Source organism: Psychromonas sp. SR45-3, assembly GCF_014163575.1.
GTDB lineage: Bacteria > Pseudomonadota > Gammaproteobacteria > Enterobacterales > Psychromonadaceae > Psychromonas > Psychromonas arctica.
Genome location: NZ_JACJDP010000001.1, coordinates 294,111 through 317,962, shown reverse-complemented (window position 1 = coordinate 317,962; position 23,852 = coordinate 294,111). Strand labels below are relative to the sequence as shown.

Annotated in this window: 19 protein-coding genes and 1 pseudogene; 14 read left to right on the top strand and 6 right to left on the bottom strand. The window is 38.4% G+C overall.

Annotated elements, in window-relative coordinates; all coding sequences use genetic code 11:
• From rpsD to rplQ, 3 genes and pseudogenes are all read left to right on the top strand, one after another.
• A pseudogene (gene rpsD / locus H5084_RS01345) lies at positions 1–204 on the top strand (30S ribosomal protein S4); the annotation flags it as partial.
• Between the two features lie 25 nt (positions 205–229).
• Positions 230–1,216, top strand: coding sequence for a DNA-directed RNA polymerase subunit alpha (locus H5084_RS01340; RefSeq protein ID WP_025565960.1), 987 nt, complete (start codon positions 230–232; stop codon positions 1,214–1,216).
• A 35-nt stretch (positions 1,217–1,251) separates the two neighbouring features.
• Entirely contained in the window at positions 1,252–1,632 is a 381-nt protein-coding gene (rplQ, locus tag H5084_RS01335; RefSeq protein ID WP_028869287.1) for a 50S ribosomal protein L17, read from the top strand.
• A 198-nt stretch (positions 1,633–1,830) separates the two neighbouring features.
• Here rplQ and oxyR read toward each other — a convergent pair whose 3' ends face one another.
• Complete coding sequence (gene oxyR / locus H5084_RS01330) at positions 1,831–2,733, bottom strand: DNA-binding transcriptional regulator OxyR (protein ID WP_182689293.1); 903 nt, start codon at positions 2,731–2,733, stop codon at positions 1,831–1,833.
• A 284-nt stretch (positions 2,734–3,017) separates the two neighbouring features.
• Between oxyR and H5084_RS01325 the strand changes: the two genes are divergently transcribed.
• The 4 genes from H5084_RS01325 to H5084_RS01310 all read left to right on the top strand — a co-directional run bounded on the left by H5084_RS01325 (position 3,018) and on the right by H5084_RS01310 (position 7,281).
• A complete protein-coding gene (locus H5084_RS01325) occupies positions 3,018–3,605 on the top strand; it encodes a superinfection exclusion B family protein (RefSeq protein WP_028869285.1) in 588 nt (195 codons plus the stop codon).
• 113 nt (positions 3,606–3,718) lie between these two features.
• Positions 3,719–4,405 carry a tRNA (guanosine(18)-2'-O)-methyltransferase TrmH gene (gene trmH, locus H5084_RS01320; RefSeq protein ID WP_182689292.1) on the top strand — a complete coding sequence of 229 codons (687 nt, stop codon included), beginning with the start codon at positions 3,719–3,721 and terminating at the stop codon, positions 4,403–4,405.
• A 16-nt stretch (positions 4,406–4,421) separates the two neighbouring features.
• On the top strand, positions 4,422–5,882 hold the full coding sequence (locus H5084_RS01315) for a DUF2868 domain-containing protein (protein ID WP_182689291.1): 1,461 nt from the start codon (positions 4,422–4,424) through the stop codon (positions 5,880–5,882).
• Positions 5,875–7,281, top strand: a complete 1,407-nt coding sequence (locus H5084_RS01310; RefSeq protein WP_182689290.1) for a GTPase/DUF3482 domain-containing protein — start codon at positions 5,875–5,877, stop codon at positions 7,279–7,281. The genes H5084_RS01315 and H5084_RS01310 overlap by 8 nt, the downstream gene beginning before the upstream one ends.
• Before the next feature lie 2 nt (positions 7,282–7,283).
• Here H5084_RS01310 and H5084_RS01305 read toward each other — a convergent pair whose 3' ends face one another.
• Positions 7,284–8,132, bottom strand: coding sequence for a phospholipase A (locus H5084_RS01305; RefSeq protein WP_028869281.1), 849 nt, complete (start codon positions 8,130–8,132; stop codon positions 7,284–7,286).
• Positions 8,133–8,264: 132 nt separating this feature from the next.
• Between H5084_RS01305 and recG the strand changes: the two genes are divergently transcribed.
• Positions 8,265–10,337 carry an ATP-dependent DNA helicase RecG gene (gene recG / locus H5084_RS01300; protein ID WP_182689289.1) on the top strand — a complete coding sequence of 691 codons (2,073 nt, stop codon included), beginning with the start codon at positions 8,265–8,267 and terminating at the stop codon, positions 10,335–10,337.
• 117 nt (positions 10,338–10,454) lie between these two features.
• On the opposite strand, the gene glnG is transcribed toward recG, so the two are convergent.
• The 4 genes from glnG to glnA all read right to left on the bottom strand — a co-directional run bounded on the left by glnG (position 10,455) and on the right by glnA (position 15,048).
• Positions 10,455–11,855: a nitrogen regulation protein NR(I) gene (glnG, locus tag H5084_RS01295; protein ID WP_182689288.1), complete on the bottom strand. Its 1,401-nt coding sequence runs from the start codon at positions 11,853–11,855 to the stop codon at positions 10,455–10,457.
• A 32-nt stretch (positions 11,856–11,887) separates the two neighbouring features.
• The gene (gene glnL, locus H5084_RS01290) at positions 11,888–12,949 is read right to left on the bottom strand and encodes a nitrogen regulation protein NR(II) (protein WP_051369182.1); all 1,062 of its coding nucleotides are present in this window, start codon (positions 12,947–12,949) and stop codon (positions 11,888–11,890) included.
• A gap of 11 nt (positions 12,950–12,960) precedes the next feature.
• Positions 12,961–13,500 (bottom strand): DUF4124 domain-containing protein, encoded by a 540-nt coding sequence (locus H5084_RS01285; RefSeq protein ID WP_259396654.1) that lies wholly within the window; start codon positions 13,498–13,500, stop codon positions 12,961–12,963.
• A 129-nt stretch (positions 13,501–13,629) separates the two neighbouring features.
• Complete coding sequence (glnA, locus tag H5084_RS01280; RefSeq protein WP_028869276.1) at positions 13,630–15,048, bottom strand: glutamate--ammonia ligase; 1,419 nt, start codon at positions 15,046–15,048, stop codon at positions 13,630–13,632.
• A gap of 476 nt (positions 15,049–15,524) precedes the next feature.
• Here glnA and typA point away from each other — a divergent pair, with 476 nt between their 5' ends.
• From typA to rph, 6 genes are all read left to right on the top strand, one after another.
• Positions 15,525–17,348, top strand: coding sequence for a translational GTPase TypA (gene typA / locus H5084_RS01275; RefSeq protein WP_028869275.1), 1,824 nt, complete (start codon positions 15,525–15,527; stop codon positions 17,346–17,348).
• A 175-nt stretch (positions 17,349–17,523) separates the two neighbouring features.
• Complete coding sequence (locus tag H5084_RS01270) at positions 17,524–18,411, top strand: virulence factor BrkB family protein (RefSeq protein ID WP_028869274.1); 888 nt, start codon at positions 17,524–17,526, stop codon at positions 18,409–18,411.
• Positions 18,408–18,845 carry a D-aminoacyl-tRNA deacylase gene (gene dtd, locus H5084_RS01265; RefSeq protein WP_028869273.1) on the top strand — a complete coding sequence of 146 codons (438 nt, stop codon included), beginning with the start codon at positions 18,408–18,410 and terminating at the stop codon, positions 18,843–18,845. The genes H5084_RS01270 and dtd overlap by 4 nt, the downstream gene beginning before the upstream one ends.
• Positions 18,846–18,978: 133 nt before the next feature.
• A complete protein-coding gene (locus H5084_RS01260) occupies positions 18,979–21,858 on the top strand; it encodes an insulinase family protein (protein WP_182689286.1) in 2,880 nt (959 codons plus the stop codon).
• 334 nt (positions 21,859–22,192) lie between these two features.
• Positions 22,193–22,933 (top strand): DUF481 domain-containing protein, encoded by a 741-nt coding sequence (locus H5084_RS01255; RefSeq protein ID WP_182689285.1) that lies wholly within the window; start codon positions 22,193–22,195, stop codon positions 22,931–22,933.
• Between the two features lie 196 nt (positions 22,934–23,129).
• Complete coding sequence (gene rph, locus H5084_RS01250) at positions 23,130–23,849, top strand: ribonuclease PH (RefSeq protein ID WP_028869270.1); 720 nt, start codon at positions 23,130–23,132, stop codon at positions 23,847–23,849.
• Positions 23,850–23,852 lie beyond the last annotated feature (3 nt).

Genomic DNA, 23,852 nt, shown 5'->3' with positions numbered 1-23,852 from the left:
AGCGATGTTATCGCAATTCGTGAAAAAGCTAAAAAGCAATCACGTATTGGCGCTGCATTAGAAATCGCTGGTCAACGTGAAGCCCTTGCTTGGGTTGAAGTTGATACAACGAAGATGGAAGGCGAGTTCAAACGTCAACCTGAACGTTCAGATTTATCTGCTGAGATTAACGAACAGTTAATCATCGAACTTTACTCTAAGTAAAGTTAACTGTTAAGAGAGGGCACAAATGCAGGGTTCTGTAATTGATTTTCTAAAACCAAGATTAGTTGATATCGAACAAATTTCAACAACTAGAGCTAAGGTGGTTCTTGAACCACTAGAACGTGGTTTTGGCCACACTTTGGGTAATGCTCTTCGTCGTATTTTGTTATCATCTATGCCGGGAACGGCGGTAACAGAAGTCGAGATTGATGGTGTACAACATGAGTACAGCACCAAAGAAGGCGTGCAAGAAGATATCCTAGAGATCCTTCTTAACCTTAAAGGTCTAGCTGTTAAGCTTGAAGGTAAAAATGAAGTTTTAGTTAGTTTAACTAAATCTGGCGCTGGTCCTGTTACTGCAGGCGACATCATTCATGATGGTGATGTAGAGATAGTCAACCCAGAACATGTGATCTGTAATTTAACGGGCAATGCTGAAATCAGCATGCGTATTAAAATTGAATCAGGTCGCGGTTATGTTCCAGCTTCATCACGTATTCATAGCGAAGAAGATGAGCGTCCAATTGGTCGTCTATTAGTAGATGCGACTTTCAGTCCTGTTGAGCGTATTGCTTACAGTGTTGAATCAGCTCGTGTTGAACAACGCACCGATCTAGACAAACTTGTTATCGATATGGAAACAGATGGTACTTTAGAGCCTGAAGAAGCAATTCGTCGCGCAGCTACAATTTTAGCTGAGCAATTAGACGCATTTGTTGATTTACGCACTACTTATGAAGTACCTGTTGTTGATGCAAAACCTGAGTTTGATCCAATTCTTTTACGCCCAGTAGATGATTTAGAACTAACTGTTCGTTCTGCTAATTGTTTGAAAGCAGAGTCGATTCACTATATCGGTGATCTAGTACAACGTACTGAAGTTGAGCTTCTTAAAACACCTAACTTAGGTAAGAAGTCTCTAACTGAAATCAAAGATGTACTTGCTTCACGTGGACTGTCACTAGGTATGCGCCTAGAAAACTGGCCACCAGCAAGTTTAATTGAAGATTAGTCTAAAACCGATTTACGAATAATAAGGATTAGGTTATGCGCCATCGTCAAAGTGGACGTCAACTTAACCGAAACAGCAGCCACCGTCAGGCTATGTTTCGTAATATGGCAATCTCGATTGCTACGCACGAAGTTATTAAAACTACCGTGCCTAAAGCAAAAGAATTGCGTCGTGTAATTGAGCCATTAATTACACTAGCTAAAACGGATAGTGTTGCTAACCGTCGTCTAGCTTTTGCTCGTCTTCGTGATGATGCAGTAGTGGCAAAATTATTTAATGAACTAGGTCCTCGCTATGCGACTCGTCCTGGTGGATACACTAGTATCATTAAATGTGGTTTCCGTACTGGCGATAAAGCTCCAATGGCTTACATCCAGTTTGTAGACCGTCCAGTTGTAGCGGACGAAGAAGCGTAAGTTTCTTTATAGTTGCATGAAAAAAGCCGAACGCAAGTTCGGCTTTTTTGTCTCTTAATTTTGGCTAAAATGCATTGCTTACAATGCTAAAAATCAATCTAGTTGAGGTCAATTATCACTAACCTCATGTGCTCAAATAATTCCATAAAATTTTAGCTCACATCACTACTAACATCTTCTTATCATAATCACCGCCTGCTAATACTCATCTAACTTAGTTTGTACCGCTTTGTTGATTAACACCGCTAGCTGATCAAAACAAGCCTGACGTGCACTATTTTTACGACTTAACAGCGTAATAGTTCGCATTGGTATTGGCGCTTCAAAAGGAATGTATTTTACGCCTGATTGATATCGGTTTAATGGTATCGCTAATTGTGGTAACAAGGTTAAGCCATTTTCGGCGCTGATCATATGCCGTAGCGTTTCTAAGCTGGTTGCTTTAAAGCTATTATCTTCAATGGCACCCGCTGCAAAACAGAACCCCATTGCTTGGTCTCTCAAACAGTGTCCATCAGCAAGCATTAATACATGCTCTCCACTTAGCTCTTGTAAATTGATTACACGATTATTTGACCAAGCATGTTTATCTGATAATGCTAATTCAAGTGGTTCATCATATAAATTTAACTGATTAAAATGTTCCATACCTGGTAACAATGCGAGCATTAAACAATCTAGTTCACCTTCTTCTAACTGTTTGAGTAGTACTTCCGTTTGATTCTCATGTAAATACAACTCCAAGTCAGGAAAGGTTTCTTTCATAACCGGAATGATAAGTGGTAATAAATATGGTGCCACGGTCGGAATAAGCCCAATATGCAATGTGCCACGCATTGGTTCGTTATGGCTTTTTGCAATTTCTTTAAGCGACTTAGCTTCTAATAGTATGGTTTTTGCTTTTGCAACAATGTCGTTACCAGCGGGAGTGAAGATAACCTTACGTGAAGAACGCTCCATCAGTTGCACATTCAATTCTTCTTCTAACTTTTTTATTTGACCACTCAGCGTTGGCTGGCTAACAAAACATTTATCAGCTGCTTTACGAAAATGTTTTAATTCCTCTAAAGCAATTAAGTACTCAAGATCTCTAAAATTCATTATTTAGCCTATAGGGTTTTGTTATTGTCCGGTGAGTAATATCAATAATGGCGTCACTCTTTAACAGATTCAACTCTTATTATGTCAGATCTACATTGAAATTATCATTTTCTATACTCGTTTTCATTCAGATACAAAAATTTATAAGTTTTACAATGAAGTGAACGTGATGCTTAAAGGCGTACATTTTATGCTATTTTCAATATTGGTCTTCTTGTCCTTTAATACTGGCATAGATCCTGCTTTTATAGCGTTGTACGACAAATTATTGGCAGGAGCTAACTATGAAAAGATTATTTCAACGTTTGACAGAACAGCAAGGTATTACCACGACTATGATGTGGATGTGTTTTAGTTGTGCCGTATTACTGGTTATGCCTAGTTCTTTATTTTCTCTGAATAATTCAGATCTTTTACCTAATACTTATGCCCCATATTTATGGATACTGGCATTGTTAACAGGTTCGTATTTATTGACGCGTGTATTGACTTCTTCATTTAGTCGTTTAACCGAATATTATGAAAGACAGCATTTATTAGCGCGTCGTAATAAAATGATCCGTCAATTAGACTTTGAAGAGAAAGCATTACTGCGTGAATTCATTATTCAACGTAAAACCGTGTTGGCATTACCGCTAACTGAACCGGCTGTGAGTAATTTATTGGCTTCTGGAGTGCTTGCTCCTGCATTTGAAACTCAAGAGATCAAAGGCAGTAGTCGAATTATTAAGCTTTCTATTGCGATTGATGCACGTGAACAACTGACCCATAAGGTGATTGGGTTACCCACTGGAAAATTAACTGAAGCGGAAGCTGAAGTATTAAAAGCAGCTCGTCCACAATATGCTCGCAATAATTATATCTCTTTATAATCATACTTATTAAACCTTGTGTCAGAAAACAGTCTGCTTTTTTGACACACCTTTAGCCTCCGTCAATAATTCTGTATAATACTCTCTTTTATAATTTCCCTGTGTGAGAGTATATGACCCCCGAACGTTTTACCCGAATAACGACCATGCTAAACCGTCGGCAGCCTGATTTAACCGTTTTTATGGAGCAGGTTCATATGCAACATAATTTAGCTGCGATAGTGCGCACTGCTGATGCGATGGGAATTAATAATGTGCATGCAACTTGGGATATCGATAGTACTCGAATTTCCCGTAACGTTGCTTCTGGTAGCCAAAAATGGGTTAATGTTCATTCACATGAAACAACACAGGATGCGATTGCTGTGATGCGTGAACAGGGGATGCAAATTATTGCTACTAACTTATCTGCTACCGCTATAGACTTTCGTGAAGTTGACTATACCAAACCGACAGCCATTATAATGGGTCAGGAGAAGTATGGTATTAGCGAAGAAGCCTTAGCTTTAGCAGACCAAGATGTGATTATTCCAATGGTTGGTATGTGTCAGTCTTTGAATGTCTCTGTGGCTTCTGCATTGATCATGTACGAAGCGCAACGGCAACGAGAAATCGCGGGTTTATATGGGCAAACCTGTCGTTTACCTAAGGAAGAACAACACCGCATCTTATTTGAAGGTGGTCATCCTATTTATCGACAGTTATGTCGCGAGAAAAGTCTGCCTTATCCACCACTTGATGAGCAAGGACAGATTGACGCATCAGAAGATTGGTGGAATGCTATCCGTGGTCGTAAATAATTAAAGGGAGTACTTAATGGACCTATACCAAAACCGTTTGTTAACGGAGGGCATTCGTATCATTGAAAAATCATCTCCATCTAATCGTTTTAATGCAGATTATAGTACTTTAAACCTTAATGATGCTTTATCTAAGCGTACCCAACTTGCAGAATTACGTTACCAAGCTAGCCCCGTACTACAACATCTACAACAACTACTTACGTTTTCTATTGGATTAATGTGTGTGTTTTTTTTGATAGTCGGTGCAAGTAGTGTTTCGCAGTTTTTAGTCAATGAGTCGAGCACTCAAATTAACTTCTTTTGGGCCATTGTGTTGTTTATTGCGCCTAATATTATGTCTTTAATTATTTGGGGGATTGTGTATTTTAAGCGCCACGCATTGAGTCTGCCTTGGTTAGCTAATTTGATCTTATCGATGCTGACTTTGGTGGATAAATTACAGCATAAAGTGACCACTAAACATATCCATTATATTGACCTGTTCCAATTTTATTTTGAACATAAGTTTGGTGCTTACATGGGACGAGTACAATTGTCATTGATTAGCCATTTATGGTGGAGTAGTTATTTACTCGGTGCAACCTTGTCATTATTTTTAGTGTTAGCAACGCATCAGGTAGACTTTATTTGGCAAACTACTATTTTAAGTGAAGATACTTTTTTAAAACTAACCCAATGGTTAACTTATTTACCTAATCTTTTAGCCATTAACGTGCCTACGCCAAGTGATGTGAGCCATGCTAGTATTGGCACTGTTAACCCTTTACAAGTAGCACAAGAAATCCGGATTAGCTGGTCTAACCTATTAATATTTAGTTTAATCGTTTACGCTTTGTTACCTAGAATTATTTTGATGTTAGTGTTTTATCAAAGCATTAAACAGAAGAAAAAAAACTTCCAATTAGATCTTTCAGATGCCTACTACATTCAACTAAAAAATATTTTGCATCCCATTGGAAAAGCCAGTTTTATTAGTGATGCTGACCTGCATCAAGGCAATGCTAACAACCACCAAAACAAAGAGTCTAGTCAGTATAATCAGTCATTAGTGATGCCGAAAAACGCTTATCCGATTGCTATTGAACTCAATCAACGTAATCTTCAACAAGCTGATAAACATGTATTGAAACATTACTCAGTCGACTTAATCAATGTGTTAGATAATATCAGTCAACAAGCGGCACTCTCTGCATTGAAGTCATCGGCAGCAGAGCATGTTATTTTGTATGTGGATGTTAAGCGTGTGCCAGATCGCGGTTGGTTAAGCTTTGCTAAAAAATGCCAGTATAAAAGCAATGTGCAGCTGTATTTACTTTTATTGGCCGATCACCCCGTGAACAAAGCAAAAATAGCGAGTCGTTTAGAAGATTGGATTGAGATCGCTGCTAAAGTGAATATCTCCTCACAATACATAACGTACCTGGGTCAAAAGATGACTCCCCCTAACACACATCAGGAGTTGGAAAATGGATAAGGAACTGTTGTCCGTCGCTGTTGTTGGTCACGCCAATACAGGTAAAACCTCCTTAATTCGTACTCTACTACGAGATGCTAGTTTTGGTGAAATTGCCGATAAAGCAGGCACAACTCGACATGTTGAAGGAGCTGAAATTCGTGTTGATGATAATCATAATTTAGTTATTTATGATACGCCTGGCTTAGAAGATTCCATTCATTTATTAAGTGTTATTGATGAGCAATCGATTTCAGAGCATGATGATGGTATTGACCGGCTGTTATCTTTTATTAAAAATGAAAATAGCTATCCTGAATTAAGCCAAGAATTGAAGGTCCTTAAAGCGTTATTAAGCAATGATATTATCTTCTATGTTATCGATATCAGAGAGCCTATTTTAGGTAAGTACCGAGATGAATTAAAAATTCTCAGCTATGCGGCTAAACCCATTATTCCAGTGCTTAATTTTATTGAAGCTGGTAGCGATAATATGCGTAATTGGCAAACGCAACTAGCGCGTTTGAATCTGCATGCTCATGTTAGCTTTGATAGCGTTGTGTTTAGGTTTTCCGATGAACTGAAAATTTATCAGAAGATGCAAACACTTTTAGCACACAGAGAGCAGCAACTTGAAGCATTGATAGAGCAAAGAAAAGTACAATGGCAGCAGCGAGAAAAAGCCGCGCAACAACTAATTGCTAGGTTACTGGTAGAAGCTGCAGCGTGTCGATTTAAAGCTGATAATAATGAACAGAGTATCGCTAAAATCAGTAATCAACTGCAGGTTACAATCCGTGATTTAGAAACAAGTGCTTTAAATCAATTGCTTGCGTTATATCAATTTAAGCAACAGGATATCGACCAATATGATTTACCTATTCAACAAGGCCAATGGGAGTTAGATCTTTTTTCCTCTGATAACCTACAAGAGTTTGGTATCAAGGTAACCAGTAACTTTGTAAAAGGGGCTGGTATTGGTGTTGCTGTTGACTTGGTTGCTGCAGGGCTAACATTAGGTGCGGCAGCGGTTGCTGGCGGCGTGATGGGCGTATTATGGGGGGTTAAACAGCGTTATTATGATGAGATACATGCCAAGGTCAAAGGGCATCGTTATCTGTGTGCAGATGATTTGACGTTACATATTTTATGGGCTCGTCAATTGAGCTTACTTATTGCCTTGCAGCAACGAGGGCATGCGAGTGTGACTAAACTATCTCTAGCGCAGATAAACTCAGAAAAAACAACCTTACCTAAGGCGTGGAATCAATGGCTTAAGAGTGCTCGGCAACATCCACAGTGGTTAGACTCTAATAATAGTGAGCAGCCACCATTAAAAGCTAAAAAACAACTATTAATAAAGCAAATTTCTGAGAGTCTAGCTGCTATTAGTAACGATACCAGCTGCAATACCAATTAAGGTTAAAGAAAGTCAGAAATTGAAATACCTAGGCCTACCGTATTAGTGTATTCGTTATACTCCACTAGGCTGTTGCCATAACCAGAAAAAACTTGTACATAGCCTTTTATTTTACCGTAAATAGGGAAACTCCAAGAGGCTGTCACTGCTCCTTTACTGAAACCACTTTCAATATTATTACGACTGGTTAATGAATAGACATGGTCATTGTACTTATAAGCGGTAATGATTTGTCCATGCCCATAAAAATCCAATAAATCCGGGTTATCATCGTCGGCATCTTCAAACCGATACCAAGGGTTAATGGAGATAACTAAGTTGCCTTTATCAAACAGTAAGCTACCATCGAGACGGTTCCAACTACGAGAGGTAGGCTCTGTACGGCCATTAGATTGGTGTGTAAATCCAAATTGTGCCGCTTTAAAGCGCCAACCTAAACCTAATTCTTGATCCGTCTCCCACAATATAAAAGCTTCTGGCTCATAATTTGTCTCACGAAATGGCGATGAGTACTCTGTGTTATAGGCTTGCCAATAAGAAAGCTGCGTATAAGCAACATAACCAGAGATAGGCAAGTTACCGATTTTTTGAAATAGTGGTACTTTAAGGCTAATTTGAAACTTTATTTCAGTGCGTTGTGAACTGCTTTTTCCATCGCTACCTTGATAAATAGCATAGTCTGCAATTTTTTCATTAAAATAAATCGGCATTATATAGTTTGGTTTATGCGGTATAATTGAAAAATTAAATTGTTCGCTTTTAGCTTCATCCTTGATACGTTCATCGATAGCGCTGGTTTCCGAAAAAGCTATCGAACTAAAAAAAACCAAAACCAAATAGATGTAACGCATAACAAATAACCTTAACAATATAATAATAATAAGTGCTAGTTTACGCATAAACTACTTTTGGTATAGCAATATGTATGAATTATTGGAAGCTTGTTCATAAAACATAACATCAATCAGTGGCTGGGATAAACCATGAATTTAAACAAAATACCTCTATCTGCGTTAAAGGGGGTGGGAGCGAAAGTTGCTGAGAGGTTAAGCAAATTAGGCTTAAGTTCAGTGGAAGATATGCTTTTCCATTTACCATTACATTATCAAGATCGCACGCGAATCTATCCCATTAATGCGATCAAAGACGGTATGCAGGTCAGTGTGCAAGGTGAAGTCGTTAGCTGCCAAGTACAATTTGGTAAACGGCGTATCTTAAAGTGTAAAATTAGCGATGGTGATGGGGTGGCTACCTTAAACTTTTTTCACTTCAATGCGGCACAAAAAAACAGTTTTAGAGAAGGCCAGTGGATTAAGTGTTTTGGAGAGTTTAAACGCGGTTTCCAAGGTTTAGAGGTGACTCATCCTGATTATTCTTTAGTGGGTGAAAACCAAGTTATATCAGTAGAAGAAGCATTAACACCTATTTACCCCACAACGGAAGGTTTGAAACAAAATAGCTTACGTCAATTAACTGATCAAGCCTTACAACACCTGCAACAAAATCAAGTACAAGAATTAATTCCCACAGCATTATTATCGCATCCTATTAGCTTATTTGATGCATTGATGACAGTTCATCGACCTCCGCCAACGGCCAGTATTGAACAGTTAGAAGATCGTACTCACCCAGCCCAACAGAGATTAATTATAGAAGAGTTGTTAGCACAACAAATCAGTATGTTAGTGTTGCGTGAACAGTCGCAGAAACACCTGTCTCCAGCGCTTAAAGGTAATGGTGAGCTGAGTAAAAAATTATTAAATAATCTACCTTTTTCCCCTACTGGTGCACAGCAAAGAGTTAACCATGAAATACAACAGGATTTAATTCAAAACCTACCAATGATGCGTTTAGTGCAGGGAGACGTAGGTTCAGGTAAAACATTAGTCGCCGCATTAGCTGCATTAACAGCGATTGAAGCTGGGTATCAAGTTGCACTAATGGCACCTACTGAACTACTTGCTGAACAACATTTATTAAATTTTAAGGGATGGTTTGAACCTCTCGGTATTCGAGTTGGTATGTTGTCCGGAAAAATGAAAGTGAAGGAAAAGCGAGACCAGACGGAAAATATTACCCTCGGATTGTCAAAAATGGTGGTAGGGACACATGCGCTATTTTCTGAAAATGTTGTTTTTCATAACTTAGCACTAGTGATTGTTGATGAGCAACATCGTTTTGGTGTACATCAACGTTTATCATTACGAGAAAAAGGTGTGAATAATGGTTTAGTACCGCATCAGCTGACTATGACTGCAACGCCGATCCCGCGGACGCTTGCGATGACGGCTTATGCAGATTTAAGTGTTTCAGTTATTGATGAGTTACCACCGGGAAGAACTGCGATTAAAACGGTGGCATTAGCAGATTCTCGCCGTGATCAAGTTATTCAACGCGTTTACCAAGCTTGTAAAACAGAGGGGCGTCAAGCCTATTGGGTTTGTACATTAATTGAGGAGTCAGAAGTTTTAGAGTGTCAGGCCGCTGAAGATACGGCTAATGATTTACAGTTAGCATTAACTGATTTACGTATTGGCTTGGTGCACGGGCGAATGAAAGCGCTTGAAAAACAATATGTGATGGATGCTTTTAAAGCCGGAGAGTTAGATCTACTTGTTGCAACGACTGTGATTGAAGTAGGTGTTGATGTGCCTAATGCGAGCTTAATGATTATCGAAAATCCAGAGCGTTTAGGATTAGCACAGCTGCACCAATTACGTGGTCGTGTTGGCCGTGGCGAAGTCGCAAGCCATTGTGTTTTATTGTATAAATATCCTTTATCAAAAACGGCTTTAAAACGTTTAAATGTACTGCGAGAAAGTAATGATGGTTTTTATATTGCAGAGCAAGATTTGGCGATTCGTGGACCAGGCGAAGTGTTAGGTACAAAACAAACTGGGATCGCCGATATGAAAATTGCTGACTTATTAAGAGATCAAGGACTTATACCGCAAGTCCAACAATTGGCTTTATTATTAATACGCTCCCATCCTGAATATATTAGACCACTAATTGAACGTTGGTTGGGTGATAGAGCTGATTATGCACAAGTTTGAAGTGGAATAGCTAAATAGTTCACCAACCTATCGCACCATATTGGTGCGATAGGTTGGTGAGATCACAAATTTGTTAATTTTTAACACTGTGGCAGTCAGTTAACCTTGGTTATGTCGTTAATCTGCTAAATTTAACTCTTTTAATTTACGCGTTAAGGTATTACGGCCCCATCCGAGTAGTTTAGCTGCCTCATGTTTTTTACCTTGCGTATGCTTTAGTGCACTTTGTAGCATTATCTTTTCAAACTCAGGTAATAATTGCCCTAATATATTGGTTTCACCATTCCTTAATTGAGTATCAGTCCATTTTTTCAGGCTTTCTTGCCATATCACTGGCTCACCGTCTTGTTCAGGAATATCTTGATGGCCTAATTCAGGAGGTAAATCACTAATATGAACCTCTTGTCCACTAGCCATTACCGTTAACCAACGACAAATATTTTCTAATTGACGCACATTGCCAGGCCAAGGTAGTTCACTCAGGTAATTGAGTGTTGCTTTGGTGAGTTGTTTGCTTTCAACGGTTAATTCATTGGCAATACTATGTAAAAAATGGTTTGCGAGTAGTGGAATATCTTCGCGGCGCTCTCTTAGTGCGGGAAGTTGCAAGCGTATTACATTCAAACGATGAAATAAATCTTCACGGAAATCTCCGCTTTGCACTTTTTTCTCTAAGTTTTGATGTGTAGCTGCAATAATTCGAACATCTACTTTGATTGCTTGGTGGCCACCTACACGATAGAACTGACCATCAGCGAGTACACGTAGCAAACGAGTTTGAACATCTAGAGGCATATCACCAATTTCATCTAAAAAGAGCGTACCGCCGTCTGCCTGTTCAAATCGCCCTTGTCGATTGGCTGCAGCACCTGTAAACGCGCCTTTTTCATGGCCAAATAACTCTGCTTCAATCAATTCTTTAGGGATGGCCGCCATATTCAGCGCAATAAAAGTCTCGTTTTTACGCGGGCTGTGTTTATGTAAGGCTTGAGCCACTAACTCTTTACCTGTACCCGATTGACCATTGATTAATACACTCATGCTGGAGCGAGATAAACGTCCGATGACACGGAAAACCTCTTGCATGGCCGGTGCTTCACCAATAATTTCAGGGGTTGAAATCGGTTGATTATTAGGCTTTTTCTGTTGTTTTAATTCTTTACTATGGTTGATTGCGCGTTTGATTAATGCAGTTGCTTCATGGATATCAAAGGGTTTAGGTAAGTATTCAAAGGCACCACTTTGATAAGCATTCACTGCGCTATCTAAATCTGAATGTGCAGTCATAATAATGATCGGAATTAATGGGTAGCGTTGATGAATTTTTTGCATCAGCTCAAGTCCGTCAATCCCTGGCATACGTACGTCAGAAATGATTATTTCAGGTTGTTCAATGAGCAATTGTTGCCATAGGCACTCAGCATCAGGAAAACTCGCATGCTCGATGTTTTCAGCTTTTAATGTGCGTTCTAATACCCAGCGAATGGCATGGTCATCATCTACAATCCAAGCGGCCATTTTAGTTCCTTATTTTTATACATAGATGGAAGTTAAATTGGTAAATAAACAGAAAACTCTGTATTACCCTTGCAACTATTAAATTCAATACGTCCATGATGTTGTTTGATCAATTCCTGTGCGATAGATAACCCTAGACCAGTACCATCCTTACGGCCTGTCACCATCGGATAAAATAATGTGCTTTTGAGGTGTTCTGGTATGCCTGGGCCGGTATCAATAATTTTTATTTCAGTGGCTAAACGCTGTGGTAAACCATTAATCGTAATTTGATTCGCGGCACGCGTACGCACTGTAATACGGTGTTCTTCGGGCTGATTTTGTAAGGCTTGTACGGCATTTTGAATGATATTTAAAAAGGCTTGTTGTAATTGGTCCGGTTGCATCTCAAAATCGGGAATACTGGGATCATAATCAATGTGAATAGTGATATTTTTAGGTAAATCTAAACACACCAACTTTCTAACTGTTTCTAAAACAGAATGAATATTATGGATACCCTTTGTGCCTAATTTTTGTGGGCCTAATAAACGGTTTACTAGGGCGCTTAAGCGATCAGCTTGTTCAATAATTATTTGGGTAAACTCTTTTAATTCTGGATCTGGTAATTCCGCTTCCAACAGTTGTGCCGCTCCGCGTAAACCACCTAAAGGGTTTTTTATCTCGTGGGCTAAACCTCGGACTAACTCCTGCGCGGCTTTTTGTTGATGCTCTTGATAATGCACCTGACTGATGCGTTTTTGCTGCTCAATACAACGCATCTCCAAAATAATATAACAATCTGATTTAACGCTAACGTAACTTGCACTTAAATCAATTAATAAAGACTGCCCATCAATGAATAAGGTGACTTCATTTTCAGTAAAAGAGGCTTGTTCATGTAATAGGTTGGCAATAGAAACTGGGCTAAAATGGAATTGCTCAGCCAGTGAATACAGGCTTTGTGCATATAAACGTTGTTTGCTTTGTGACAATAATTGTTCACTCGCAGGGTTGGCGTAAATCAATTTTAATGAAGCATCTAATCCTACAAACGCGGTTTTAGCTTCTTCAAGAAAGGTAAAAATAAGATCGCTACTGGGTTCATTTTGCATATTTTTGAGTTCTATTTAAGTGCTGCGCGTTTTAAGTGAATCGTCACAATCTGCGTTTTAGCTAAGGTTTTACCTGTTTCATCCAACAAATGAACCTGTATTTGATGCGTACCACGGTCAACATTAAATGCTCGCATCGTTGGCGACAATTGAGGTGTGCCTAAGGGCTCTGCATCTAAAAATAACTGTAAACGTTGGGAACTTTCTTTTTCAGGTGTTGTTTTAACGTGAATATCTAATGCGCCATCGTTACTGCGTATCGCCATATCATCTTGAGGTGAAATAATTTCTGCTTGATAGTTTATTGCTTTTTTTCTATCTAGACTTAAGTCATCAACTTCTGATAATTTTTTTATTTTAGGTTGGCTGGTGTTAACCGGCATTAAATTTTTATTTTCGACAATAATCTGTTCTGTACCCGGTGCTGCAGTATCTGAGAAATGACTTTTTCCATGTTTATCAACCCAATGATAAATCGTTGTTTCTGCCTGTAATGATGATACTGACATGACAAACAACGGGATCAACAAGAGCATGGGAACTTTAATCATCAAAAACCTCATATCGTGGACAACTTATTTGTTGCTCATATAAAGAATATAGACAAAAAAACCCGCGCAAAGACGGGTTTTCTGACTTAAAGCATGAACTGACCCATGCCATGCTTTATAAAAGTTCTATTATACGCTGTAGTATAATTCAAACTCTTTTGGATGCGTAGCGCGAGAAACGGCTTCACATTGAGCTGTTTTCAATCCAATGTATGCATCAATTGCTTCATTTGAGAATACGCCACCTTCAATAAGGAAGTCACGATCTGCATCTAGTGCAGCAAGTGCTTCTTCAAAAGATACTGCAACCTGTGGGATTGCATCAGCTTCTTCTTTAGGTAGGTCGTATAGATCTTTATCTAGAGAATCTCCAGGGTGGATCTTGTTTTTAATACCGTCAAGGCCAGCCATCAACATTGCAGCGAAACCTAAGTAAGGATTCATTGTTGGATCTGGGAAACGTACTTCGATACGCGCTGCACGTGCAGTCGGTACAATTGGAATACGAATAGACGCAGAACGGTTACCTGCAGAGTATGCAAGCATTACTGGCGCTTCAAAGTGTGGCACTAAGCGTTTGTAAGAGTTAGTTGATGCATTAGTGAATGCATTAAGTGCTTTAGCATGTTTGATAATACCGCCGATGTAATAAAGCGCCATTTCAGAAAGGCCGCCGTATTGATCACCAGAGAACAAGTTAACACCATCTTTACCTAAAGATTGGTGACAGTGGTTACCAGAACCGTTATCGCCAATAATTGGTTTAGGCATAAATGTAGCTGTTTGGCCGTATGCGTGAGCAACGTTATGTACAACGTACTTGTAAATTTGGATTTCATCTGCTTTTTCAACCATAGTGTTGAAACGACATGCGATTTCGTTTTGACCCGCTGTTGCTACTTCGTGGTGATGAGCTTCAACAACTAAACCCATTTCTTCCATGATTAAACACATAGCAGAACGGATGTTTTGAGATGAATCTACTGGTGCTACTGGGAAGTAACCACCTTTAACACCTGGACGGTGACCGGTGTTGCCTTCTTCATATGAAGTACCTGAATTCCAAGCTGCTTCTTTAGCATCAATCGAGAAAAAAGCGCCTTGCATTGTATTACCGTATTTAACGTCGTCAAATAGGAAGAATTCTGGTTCTGGACCAAATAAAATAGTATCAGCGATACCTGTTGAACGCATGTAAGCTTCAGCACGCTTAGCAACAGAACGTGGGTCACGATCGTAACCTAACATTGTTTTTGGCTCTAGTACGTCACAACGTAAGTTTAATGTTGCATCGTCAGTAAATGGGTCAAGTACAGCAGTTGAAGGTACAGGCATTAATACCATGTCTGAATCTTGAATCCCTTTCCAGCCAGCGATTGAAGAACCATCGAACATTTTACCTTCTTCGAAAAAGTCTTCGTTTACTTGGTGATGCGGAATAGAGACGTGTTGCTCTTTACCATGTGTATCAGTAAAGCGTAAATCAACGAATTTTACGTCTTGCTCTTTAATAAGAGCTAGAACGTCTTGAATTGTTTGTGCAGACATGTTGTAGAACCTCATTTGACATCGAAATGTTTAAAAAACAAATCGTTATTCATAAATGTATGAAAATCGATTTATCGTAATTCTGAACTAGTATTTATACTTCTAAACTTATGCTGATACAAGTAGCTAAAACTATGCCAACTTGGCAAAGCCCATTATACCTCGCTTTTTCTTCTAGCACAGCCCGTACAATGTGATCGGGTGCACCAATGTGGTGCTGAGCCGCTCTTTTTTGGTGCCTTTTGTGTTTGAGCGCTCAGTTGTTCGTATTTTTTAAACTTTTCAGCATTTAAGCTAACTGTGACCGACTTAAAACTTTCTATTTTTGAAATTATGTTTACAATGTGCGCACATTTGGCTATATCACTTTAAGTGTTTTCATGGCCTAAATCTTTTTGTACCAATTAAATAAAAACAGGACCTTCTGTTTTTATTTAATTGGTATTTTTAATTAGTAGTTATTTTTGAGGCGCATCATGTCGTTAGATAAATTAAGAAATATAGCCATCATTGCTCACGTTGACCATGGTAAAACAACATTGGTTGATAAACTGTTAGAGCAGTCTGGTACTTTGGATTCACGTGGCGATAATGAAGAACGTGTAATGGATTCTAACGATCTTGAAAAAGAACGTGGTATTACTATCCTTGCAAAAAATACAGCGATCGTATGGAATGATTACCATATCAATATCGTAGATACTCCAGGACATGCCGATTTCGGTGGTGAAGTTGAGCGTATTCTCTCTATGGTAGACAGTGTTTGTCTTATTGTTGATGCGGTTGATGGTCCAATGCCACAAACTCGCTTCGTAACACAAAAAGCATTTGCTCATGGTTTAAAGCCAATCGTTGTTATTAACAAAATCGATAAGCCTGGTGCACGTCCTGAATGGGTAATGGATCAAGTATTTGATTTGTTTGATAACCTAGGCGCTACTGATGACCAATTAGACTTCCAAGTTGTTTATGCATCTGCATTAAACGGTTGGGCAAGTACTGACATGGACACTGTAAAAGATAACATGGAAGATTTATTCCAAACTATCGTTGATACAGTTGCTCCACCAGAAGCAGATCGCGATGGCGATTTCCAAATGCAAATTTCACAACTTGATTACAACTCATATGTGGGTGTTATCGGTGTTGGTCGTATTACACGTGGTCACGTTAAAGTAAACCAAGCAGTAACTATTGTTGGTGCTGACGGTAAAGAACGTAAAGGCAAGGTAGGTCAAGTATTAGGTTACTTAGGTCTAGAACGTCATGATATTGAATATGGTGAAGCAGGCGACATTATTGCAATTAGTGGTTTAGGCGAGCTTAAAATCTCTGACACTATCTGTGCACAAAATAATGTTGAAGCGATGACGCCATTAACTGTTGATGAACCAACGGTAACAATGACTTTCCAAGTAAACAACTCTCCATTCTGTGGTAAAGAAGGTAAATTCGTTACATCGCGTAACATCCTTGACCGTTTGAATAAAGAGCTTGTACATAATGTTGCATTAAAAGTGGAAGAAACTGCCGATCCTGATAAATTCAAAGTATCTGGTCGTGGTGAGCTACATTTAGGTATCTTAATTGAAAACATGCGTCGTGAAGGTTTTGAGTTAGCAGTATCTCGTCCAGAAGTTATTGAAAAAATGATTGATGGTCAGTTACATGAGCCAATGGAAACATTGACTGTTGACTGTGAAGAGCAGCATCAAGGTTCAATCATGGAACAATTAGGTATCCGTAAAGCGGAACTTACTAACATGATCCCAGATGGTAAAGGCCGTGTACGTTTAGACTTTATGATCCCAAGTCGTGGTTTAATCGGTTTCCAAACTGAGTTCATGACAATCACATCTGGTTCTGGTCTTTTATACCATAGCTTTGATCACTACGGTCTACACAAAGGCGGTACAATTGGTCAACGTCAAAATGGTGTAATGGTTTGTAATCAAACTGGTAAAGCGGTTACTTACTCTTTATTCTTCTTACAAGATCGTGGTCGTTTATTCCTAGGTCATGCAACAGAAGTATATGAAGGTCAAATCATCGGTATTCATAACCGTTCAAACGATTTAACGGTTAACTGTATTCGTGGTAAACAGCTTACTAACGTTCGTTCTTCTGGTACTGATGAAGCACAAACACTTTCACCAGCAATCATTTTGACTCTTGAGCAAGCTCTTGAATTTATTGATGTTGATGAATTAGTAGAAGTGACACCAAAAAGCATTCGTATCCGTAAGAAATTACTGGGTGAGAATGAACGTAAGCGTGCTGCTCGTCCAACTAAAGGTTAATTCGTTTACTTAAACGAACAAAAAACCTAATATTAAGGTCTTACTATCGTAAGGCCTTTTTTTTGTTTACAATTTGTAGTTAAGCGATATCGGCTCTGTAATATTAATTGCATTATATAGTCCATAGAATCTAAGGCTGTTTTTTCCCATTGCTTAAAACTCATCTAGGAAGACTATGTTGCCATTACAAAAGCAAGTATTAGTACGAAAGCTCAAATTGGTTTATAGCTACAGTATTTTTTTATGGAAGCGTAGCCAAGAAGATAATATTAAAGTCCCTGCTGGCCATCTTGCTTACGTTACCCTTTTATCTATTGTGCCTTTTCTCGCGGTTATATTTTATATGCTGTCGGCCTTCCCGATGTTTTCGGAGTTGAATAAAATTATTGAAGATCTTATCTATAATAATTTTGTGCCAACAGCGGGTAATGCAGTCAAAGAGCATATGACCGGATTTATTGAAAATACTAAAAAAATGAGCATGATGGGGATCGCGTCATTAATTGTCATTGCCTTGTTATTGATTTCGACGATTGATCAAACTATCAATCGTATTTGGCGCTGTACAAACAAACGATCAGTGGTGCAGGCCTTTACTATTTATTGGACTATTTTAAGTTTAGGTCCAATTATTATTGGCGGTAGTATTGCCCTTAGTTCTTACCTCTTTTCTATTGTTCAAACCGGTGGTTTTTTATCGCTTGGGCAGAAAATATTAAGCATTATCCCTTTTGTTTTTTCTTGGTTAGCATTTGCGGGCGTTTATACTTTAGTGCCTCATCAGCGTGTCAGCTTTCGTTATGCACTAACAGGTGGGCTGATCGCGGCATTATTATTTAATTTTGCAACGGATCTTTTTACTTTATACATCACTAATTTTCCATCACAGCAAATTATTTATGGTGCATTAGCGGTTATTCCGATCATGTTTGTTTGGATCTATTTTAGTTGGTTAATTGTATTGATTGGTGCAGAAGTGACTTCTACTCTAGAAGAATTTTTATCTGTATCTGAAAAAGAGATGCAAGAAACAGACAAAGCATTAGCGGAGAATCAACAATGATTGCGATGATTCAACGTGTTACTGACGCATCGGTAACCGTTGAAGGGGAAACGGTAGGTGCAATTAAAAGCGGTTTATTAGTGCTTTTAGGGGTAGAAAAAGGTGACACCGATAAGCATTGTCTGCGCTTAGCCCAAAAGGTTTTAGCTTATCGTATTTTTGCTGATGCTAATGGAAAAATGAACCTTAACGTGCAACAAGCGGGTGGCGATTTATTAGTTATTTCGCAGTTTACGTTAGCGGCAGAAACAAAAAAAGGTAATCGACCAGGATTCACCAATGGTGCGGAGCCTGAAGAAGCGGATCGTTTATATCAACGGTTTAGTCAACAATGCTCTGAATTGGGCTGTCATGTTGAAAATGGTATTTTTGCCGCTGATATGCAAGTGACCTCCACTAATGATGGTCCCACCACGTTTTGGCTACAAATTTAGTCGATATTTAAACACAATCTAAGCATGATTTTGTGCTTGAGTTAGGATGCGAATTGTATCTACTTGAAACTATATACGCTTTGTTATGTCTATAGGACTCCAGCTAGATTTGTCGCTATAAAGAGGGTTGTTAATGTTAAGCAAAATATTTATCCGATTTACATCTTTATTGATCTGTACTTTTTTAACTTCCTTACAAGCGCAAGCCGCTGAGAATAATATGAATTCATTTGAGGTGCTCGAACAGTCTATTACTAAAAGTCCCAATGATACGCGTCAATATCAAGTGATTCGTTTGGCCAATCAATTACAAGTACTACTGATCTCTGACCCTGATTTGGAAAATAGTGCTGCATCCTTATCTGTGCCAATTGGCAGTATGCATAATCCAGAGAGCCAGCTTGGTTTAGCGCATTATTTAGAGCATATGCTGTTTCTCGGCTCTGAAAAATATCCAGTGATTAATGAATACAGCAAATTTATGAGCCAAAACGGAGGCTATACCAACGCTTATACCGCACAGGATGCAACTGTGTATGGTTTTGAGGTCAATGATAGTGCATTACCAGAGGCATTAGACAGGCTAGGTGATGTTATGCGTGCTCCACTGCTTGATGAAAAATATGCAGAAAAAGAACGTCATACGGTTAATGCAGAGCATAAAACCTATTTTGATAACGACATGAGAAAGTTGTATGCGTTACAGCGTTATTCATTAAACCCTGATCATCCCATGGCACGCTTTAGTACTGGAGATTTGAGCACCCTTAGTGATAAACCAGGCAGTAATTTACAACAAGAACTAGAGCTATTTTTTAAGCAAAATTATTCCGCTAATACAATGAAAGTGGCTATGACTAGTCCGCGTTCATTAGTTAATATGCAGAAAATTGCGGTTAAACATTTAACTCAAATTCCTAATAACAATATCACTAAACCTGTCTTGATCTCGCCTTTATTAACAGATAAGCAATTAGCATTAGAAGTGCAAATGAAACCAACGGCTGATCTTAAATTGTTACAAGTTAACTTTTTAGTGCCGAGTGTGAAAGATGAATACATGTATCAACCAGGTGGCTATATTAGCCGATTATTGGGTTCTGACCATAAGGGTGGTTTATCGGACTATCTACAAAATATGGGGTTAGCAGAATCAGTGAGTGCTGGCTTTTATGCAGCGCACAGTGATGAATATTCTCAGTTTTCGATGACCTTTAAACTCACTGAAAAAGGGTTGAGCGATCAAGATACCGTGTTAGCCAGTTTATTTGCGTACATCAACCTGATTAAAGAACAAGGGATCAATGAATTACAATATTCAGAGCAGAAAAAGAGCCTAGAGAATTACTTTAAGTTTTTACCAAAGAGTGCTGGTTTTAACTACGTAATGTCTTTGTCTGCCAATATGCAGCATTATCCTTTGCAAGACTTACTTTCTTATTCGTTCCGTTTAGATGCGTTTAATCCTCAATTTATTAAGCAGTTAGTTGGTTATTTAACACCTGAAAATAGTCGTGTGTTTGTGGTGTCACCTAATGCAGTGGTTACAAAAGCCATTCCTTTCTACCAAGGGCATTATGCGCAGGCGAAGATAAAAAAATCGCGTTTGCAGCAATGGTTAACCTCAGCAAAAACAATTCAATCAAAAATGATATTACCAATTAGTAATGATTGGTTACCTGAAAATTTAAGCTTAGTTAATGAACAAAAAAATAACCAAGCGGTAGCACTGGTCAAGGAGTCAGGTTTATCGGTGTGGTTTAAGCAAAGCCAATTAAAAGAGCCTAAAGGCATTTTAAACCTGCAGCTCAACAACAACCTAAATGATCAAAGTCCTCAAGCTAGAGTGCAAATGAGTTTATTGTTAAATATTTTGCAAAAACAACTCTCTGAATTGAATTTTGTTACACAAGAAGCTGGCTTAAGCTTTTCCATTAGCAGCAATGAAGGTTTATTGATTACCACCAGTGGTTATAGCGACAAACAAACTAAATTATTACTGATGTTATTAGATCATATTAAACAGATGTCAGTTGATCAGCAATCTCTGCGCCTTGCAAAACAAGAGTTGACACGTCGTTTCAATAATAAATCTAAAACAAAGGCAATGGACTTGGGCTTAGATGGATTTAGAAAAATTATTCGTCAACCATCTTGGTCTGACCTGACGCTATTATCTCAAATCGATACTGTAACCAGCGAGCAATTAGTTACCTTAGCTAAACAAATTTTTTCTCAATCTAGTGTGCGTTTATTAGCACTAGGTAATTTTTCAACATTAGATGTATTACAGTTGACTGCTAAATTGAAACTGAAAATAAAAATTCAGCCTAATGCTTTTTATCAAATCAAACGTGTTGATGCAGATCCTGAAAAAGGAGCATTAAACTTTATACGAGAGTCTGCATTAGAGGATGATGCTTTGGTTAGTGTGTATTTAGCAAAAAACCAAGATCCCACTTCATTAGCAAAAGCAGAGTTACTGAATAAACTACTTAAACCTGCTTTTTATGACCAAATTAGAACTCAAGAGCAATTGACGTACTCACCCTTTACTGCCAGTTTTGAAGTAAATAATAGTGTTGCTTTCGGGTTATTCACACAAAGTCCAGCGATTGGAAGTGCCGCTTTATATGGACGTTTTAAAGCCTTTTTAGAAAGCTTTAAAACAACGTTAGCAGCAACAGATGAAAGTGACTTTGAGGACATTAAAAAAGCGCATATAGCTAATTACTTAGCTAAACCAAGTAATTTAAGTGGAGAATTTTCTTATCTTATAAATGAATGGATGAGCAATAAAGCCGCTATTGATACAAAAAGCGTACATGTCGCTATGTTGGAGTCGGTGACATTACAACAAGTACAACAATATTATGCTGATTTATTCTTTGATGAGACACAAACACAACAAGTTGTGGTACAGGTCAAAGGTAAAAAATTCAGTCAAGATAAAGCTTTAGACTTAACACCCCAAGTGCTAATCACTAATGTAGATCAACTCCCTAAGCAATAAAAAAACCAATAAAAAATCATAAAAAGCATCGATCGTTAATGATTGATGCTTTTTTATTTTTTACAGATCTTATTCCCCATATACAACGTATTTGATACGGGCTTTATTGCCTTTAATTCTCTGCTAAACCTATCTACATGCTGGATTTATAAATAGCACGGATCAACTGTTAGAGTCCGCCTCTCAATATTACTTAACCTCGGCTAGAGACAATTAAACTTTATATCAACAAGTTGAACTTGATACTTTACAGTACGGATTGATATTTTTGATCCTAAGTCGAGAGTAATTAACTCAAATGAAAAAAAAATAAATGACAAAGAAGGATAGAAAAATGAAAAAATTGCTACTTACTACAGCGATCGCAATAACGATACCATTTGCCGCGCAAGCTCGAAGTGAGTTTGTTGAAGGTGATGCAACGCTTGCTGGAGAAGCTGAATTAGGTGCAACTTTGACTACGGGTAATACGGATACTGCTTCGTTTAAAGGTCGTCTAGCATTGAAGCAAGAATTAGGAAATTGGGAAAATGATTATCTATTTGAAGGGTTATACAAAGAAGATGAAGACGAAGTAACAGCAAAACGTTATTTATTGGGTGCGCAAGGTGGTTATCAGCTTGATGACGTAAGTTATTTATTTGCTAATACCAATTATGAAGTTGACCCTTTTACTGGCTATGATTTTACTTCAACTACTGCGGCTGGTTACGGATATCGCTTTATCGATAACAATACCATGACTTTGAAAGCAGAATTAGGGCCTGGTTATATTTATCAAAAGCTTGATCGTGAGTCAGCATTGGAGGAAGGGCATGATAGTGAAGCCAATGCTGTTGCACATGGTGTAGTTGATTTTCAAATGAAAATTAGTAACTCTTCTAAATTCCAACAAAAATTTGTTGCTGATTGGGGAAGTAAAATAAACGGTCGTTCAGATACTTCATTAACCGCTAACATTATTGGTGCATTAGCAATGAAATTTGCAATTATTGTTCGTTATAACAGTAAACCGTTGGATGATAAAAAAAGCACGGATACTGAAACTAATATGACATTATTGTACGCATTCTAACAACCGCATCGCCGTTTTAATGAGTATTAATTGAGAGGCTAGCAATGCTAGCTTTCTCTTTTTCAGTGCTTTCTTCTCTGCAATTATTAGCATTGCTATTATCACTTTTCCTTTTATTTTTCTTATAGCTAACGTTTTTTCCTTGTTATAGAACGGGTATACTCTGCGTTCATTTCATCCATAAGGTTTTTTATCTATGCGCCCAAGTAATCGAGCACCTGAGCAACATCGTGATATCAAAATTACGCGCCACTATACTAATTATGCGGAAGGCTCTGTGCTAATTGAAGTAGGTAATACTAAGGTGTTATGTAATGCGACTGTTTCAAGTTCTGTACCGCGCTTTTTAAAAGGTAAAGGTAAGGGCTGGGTGACCGCTGAATACGCTATGTTGCCACGTGCGACACATAACCGTAATAATCGTGAAGCGGCACAGGGAAAGCAAGCTGGTCGTACATTAGAGATACAACGTTTAATTGCACGTTCTCTACGAGCAGCAGTAAACTTAAAAGCTTTGGGTGAGAACATGATCACCGTTGATTGTGATGTTATTCAGGCCGATGGGGGGACTCGTACCGCTTCAATTACAGGGGCTTGTATTGCTTTAGCTGACGCACTTAATTGGATGGTTGCTCAAGGTAAGCTGAAAAAAAGCCCGTTAAAACAGATGATAGCAGCAATTTCTGTTGGTATTTATAAGGGCTTACCCGTATGTGATTTAGATTATGCGGAAGATACTAATGCAGAAACTGATATGAATGTTGTGATGACAGAAACCGGTGGCATGATAGAAATTCAAGGTACTGCTGAAGATGGCGCATTTAGTCATGAACAGCTATTAGCTATGTTAAGCTTAGCTAAAGGCGGTATTGAGCAATTAGTGATGGAACAAAAACAAGCATTAAACATGGAGTAGAAA

Coding starts and splice junctions, on each gene's coding strand:
- H5084_RS01325 (WP_028869285.1), top strand. CDS start 3,018: ATGAAAAGATTATTTCAACGTTTGACAGAACAGCAAGGTATTACCACG.
- H5084_RS01285 (WP_259396654.1), bottom strand. CDS start 13,500: ATGATTAAAGTTCCCATGCTCTTGTTGATCCCGTTGTTTGTCATGTCA.
- glnG (WP_182689288.1), bottom strand. CDS start 11,855: ATGGCCGCTTGGATTGTAGATGATGACCATGCCATTCGCTGGGTATTA.
- H5084_RS01270 (WP_028869274.1), top strand. CDS start 17,524: ATGTTGCCATTACAAAAGCAAGTATTAGTACGAAAGCTCAAATTGGTT.
- glnA (WP_028869276.1), bottom strand. CDS start 15,048: ATGTCTGCACAAACAATTCAAGACGTTCTAGCTCTTATTAAAGAGCAA.
- H5084_RS01340 (WP_025565960.1), top strand. CDS start 230: ATGCAGGGTTCTGTAATTGATTTTCTAAAACCAAGATTAGTTGATATC.
- typA (WP_028869275.1), top strand. CDS start 15,525: ATGTCGTTAGATAAATTAAGAAATATAGCCATCATTGCTCACGTTGAC.
- H5084_RS01305 (WP_028869281.1), bottom strand. CDS start 8,132: ATGCGTTACATCTATTTGGTTTTGGTTTTTTTTAGTTCGATAGCTTTT.
- H5084_RS01310 (WP_182689290.1), top strand. CDS start 5,875: ATGGATAAGGAACTGTTGTCCGTCGCTGTTGTTGGTCACGCCAATACA.
- glnL (WP_051369182.1), bottom strand. CDS start 12,949: ATGCAAAATGAACCCAGTAGCGATCTTATTTTTACCTTTCTTGAAGAA.
- H5084_RS01315 (WP_182689291.1), top strand. CDS start 4,422: ATGGACCTATACCAAAACCGTTTGTTAACGGAGGGCATTCGTATCATT.
- rph (WP_028869270.1), top strand. CDS start 23,130: ATGCGCCCAAGTAATCGAGCACCTGAGCAACATCGTGATATCAAAATT.
- oxyR (WP_182689293.1), bottom strand. CDS start 2,733: ATGAATTTTAGAGATCTTGAGTACTTAATTGCTTTAGAGGAATTAAAA.
- dtd (WP_028869273.1), top strand. CDS start 18,408: ATGATTGCGATGATTCAACGTGTTACTGACGCATCGGTAACCGTTGAA.
- recG (WP_182689289.1), top strand. CDS start 8,265: ATGAATTTAAACAAAATACCTCTATCTGCGTTAAAGGGGGTGGGAGCG.
- H5084_RS01260 (WP_182689286.1), top strand. CDS start 18,979: ATGTTAAGCAAAATATTTATCCGATTTACATCTTTATTGATCTGTACT.
- trmH (WP_182689292.1), top strand. CDS start 3,719: ATGACCCCCGAACGTTTTACCCGAATAACGACCATGCTAAACCGTCGG.
- rplQ (WP_028869287.1), top strand. CDS start 1,252: ATGCGCCATCGTCAAAGTGGACGTCAACTTAACCGAAACAGCAGCCAC.
- H5084_RS01255 (WP_182689285.1), top strand. CDS start 22,193: ATGAAAAAATTGCTACTTACTACAGCGATCGCAATAACGATACCATTT.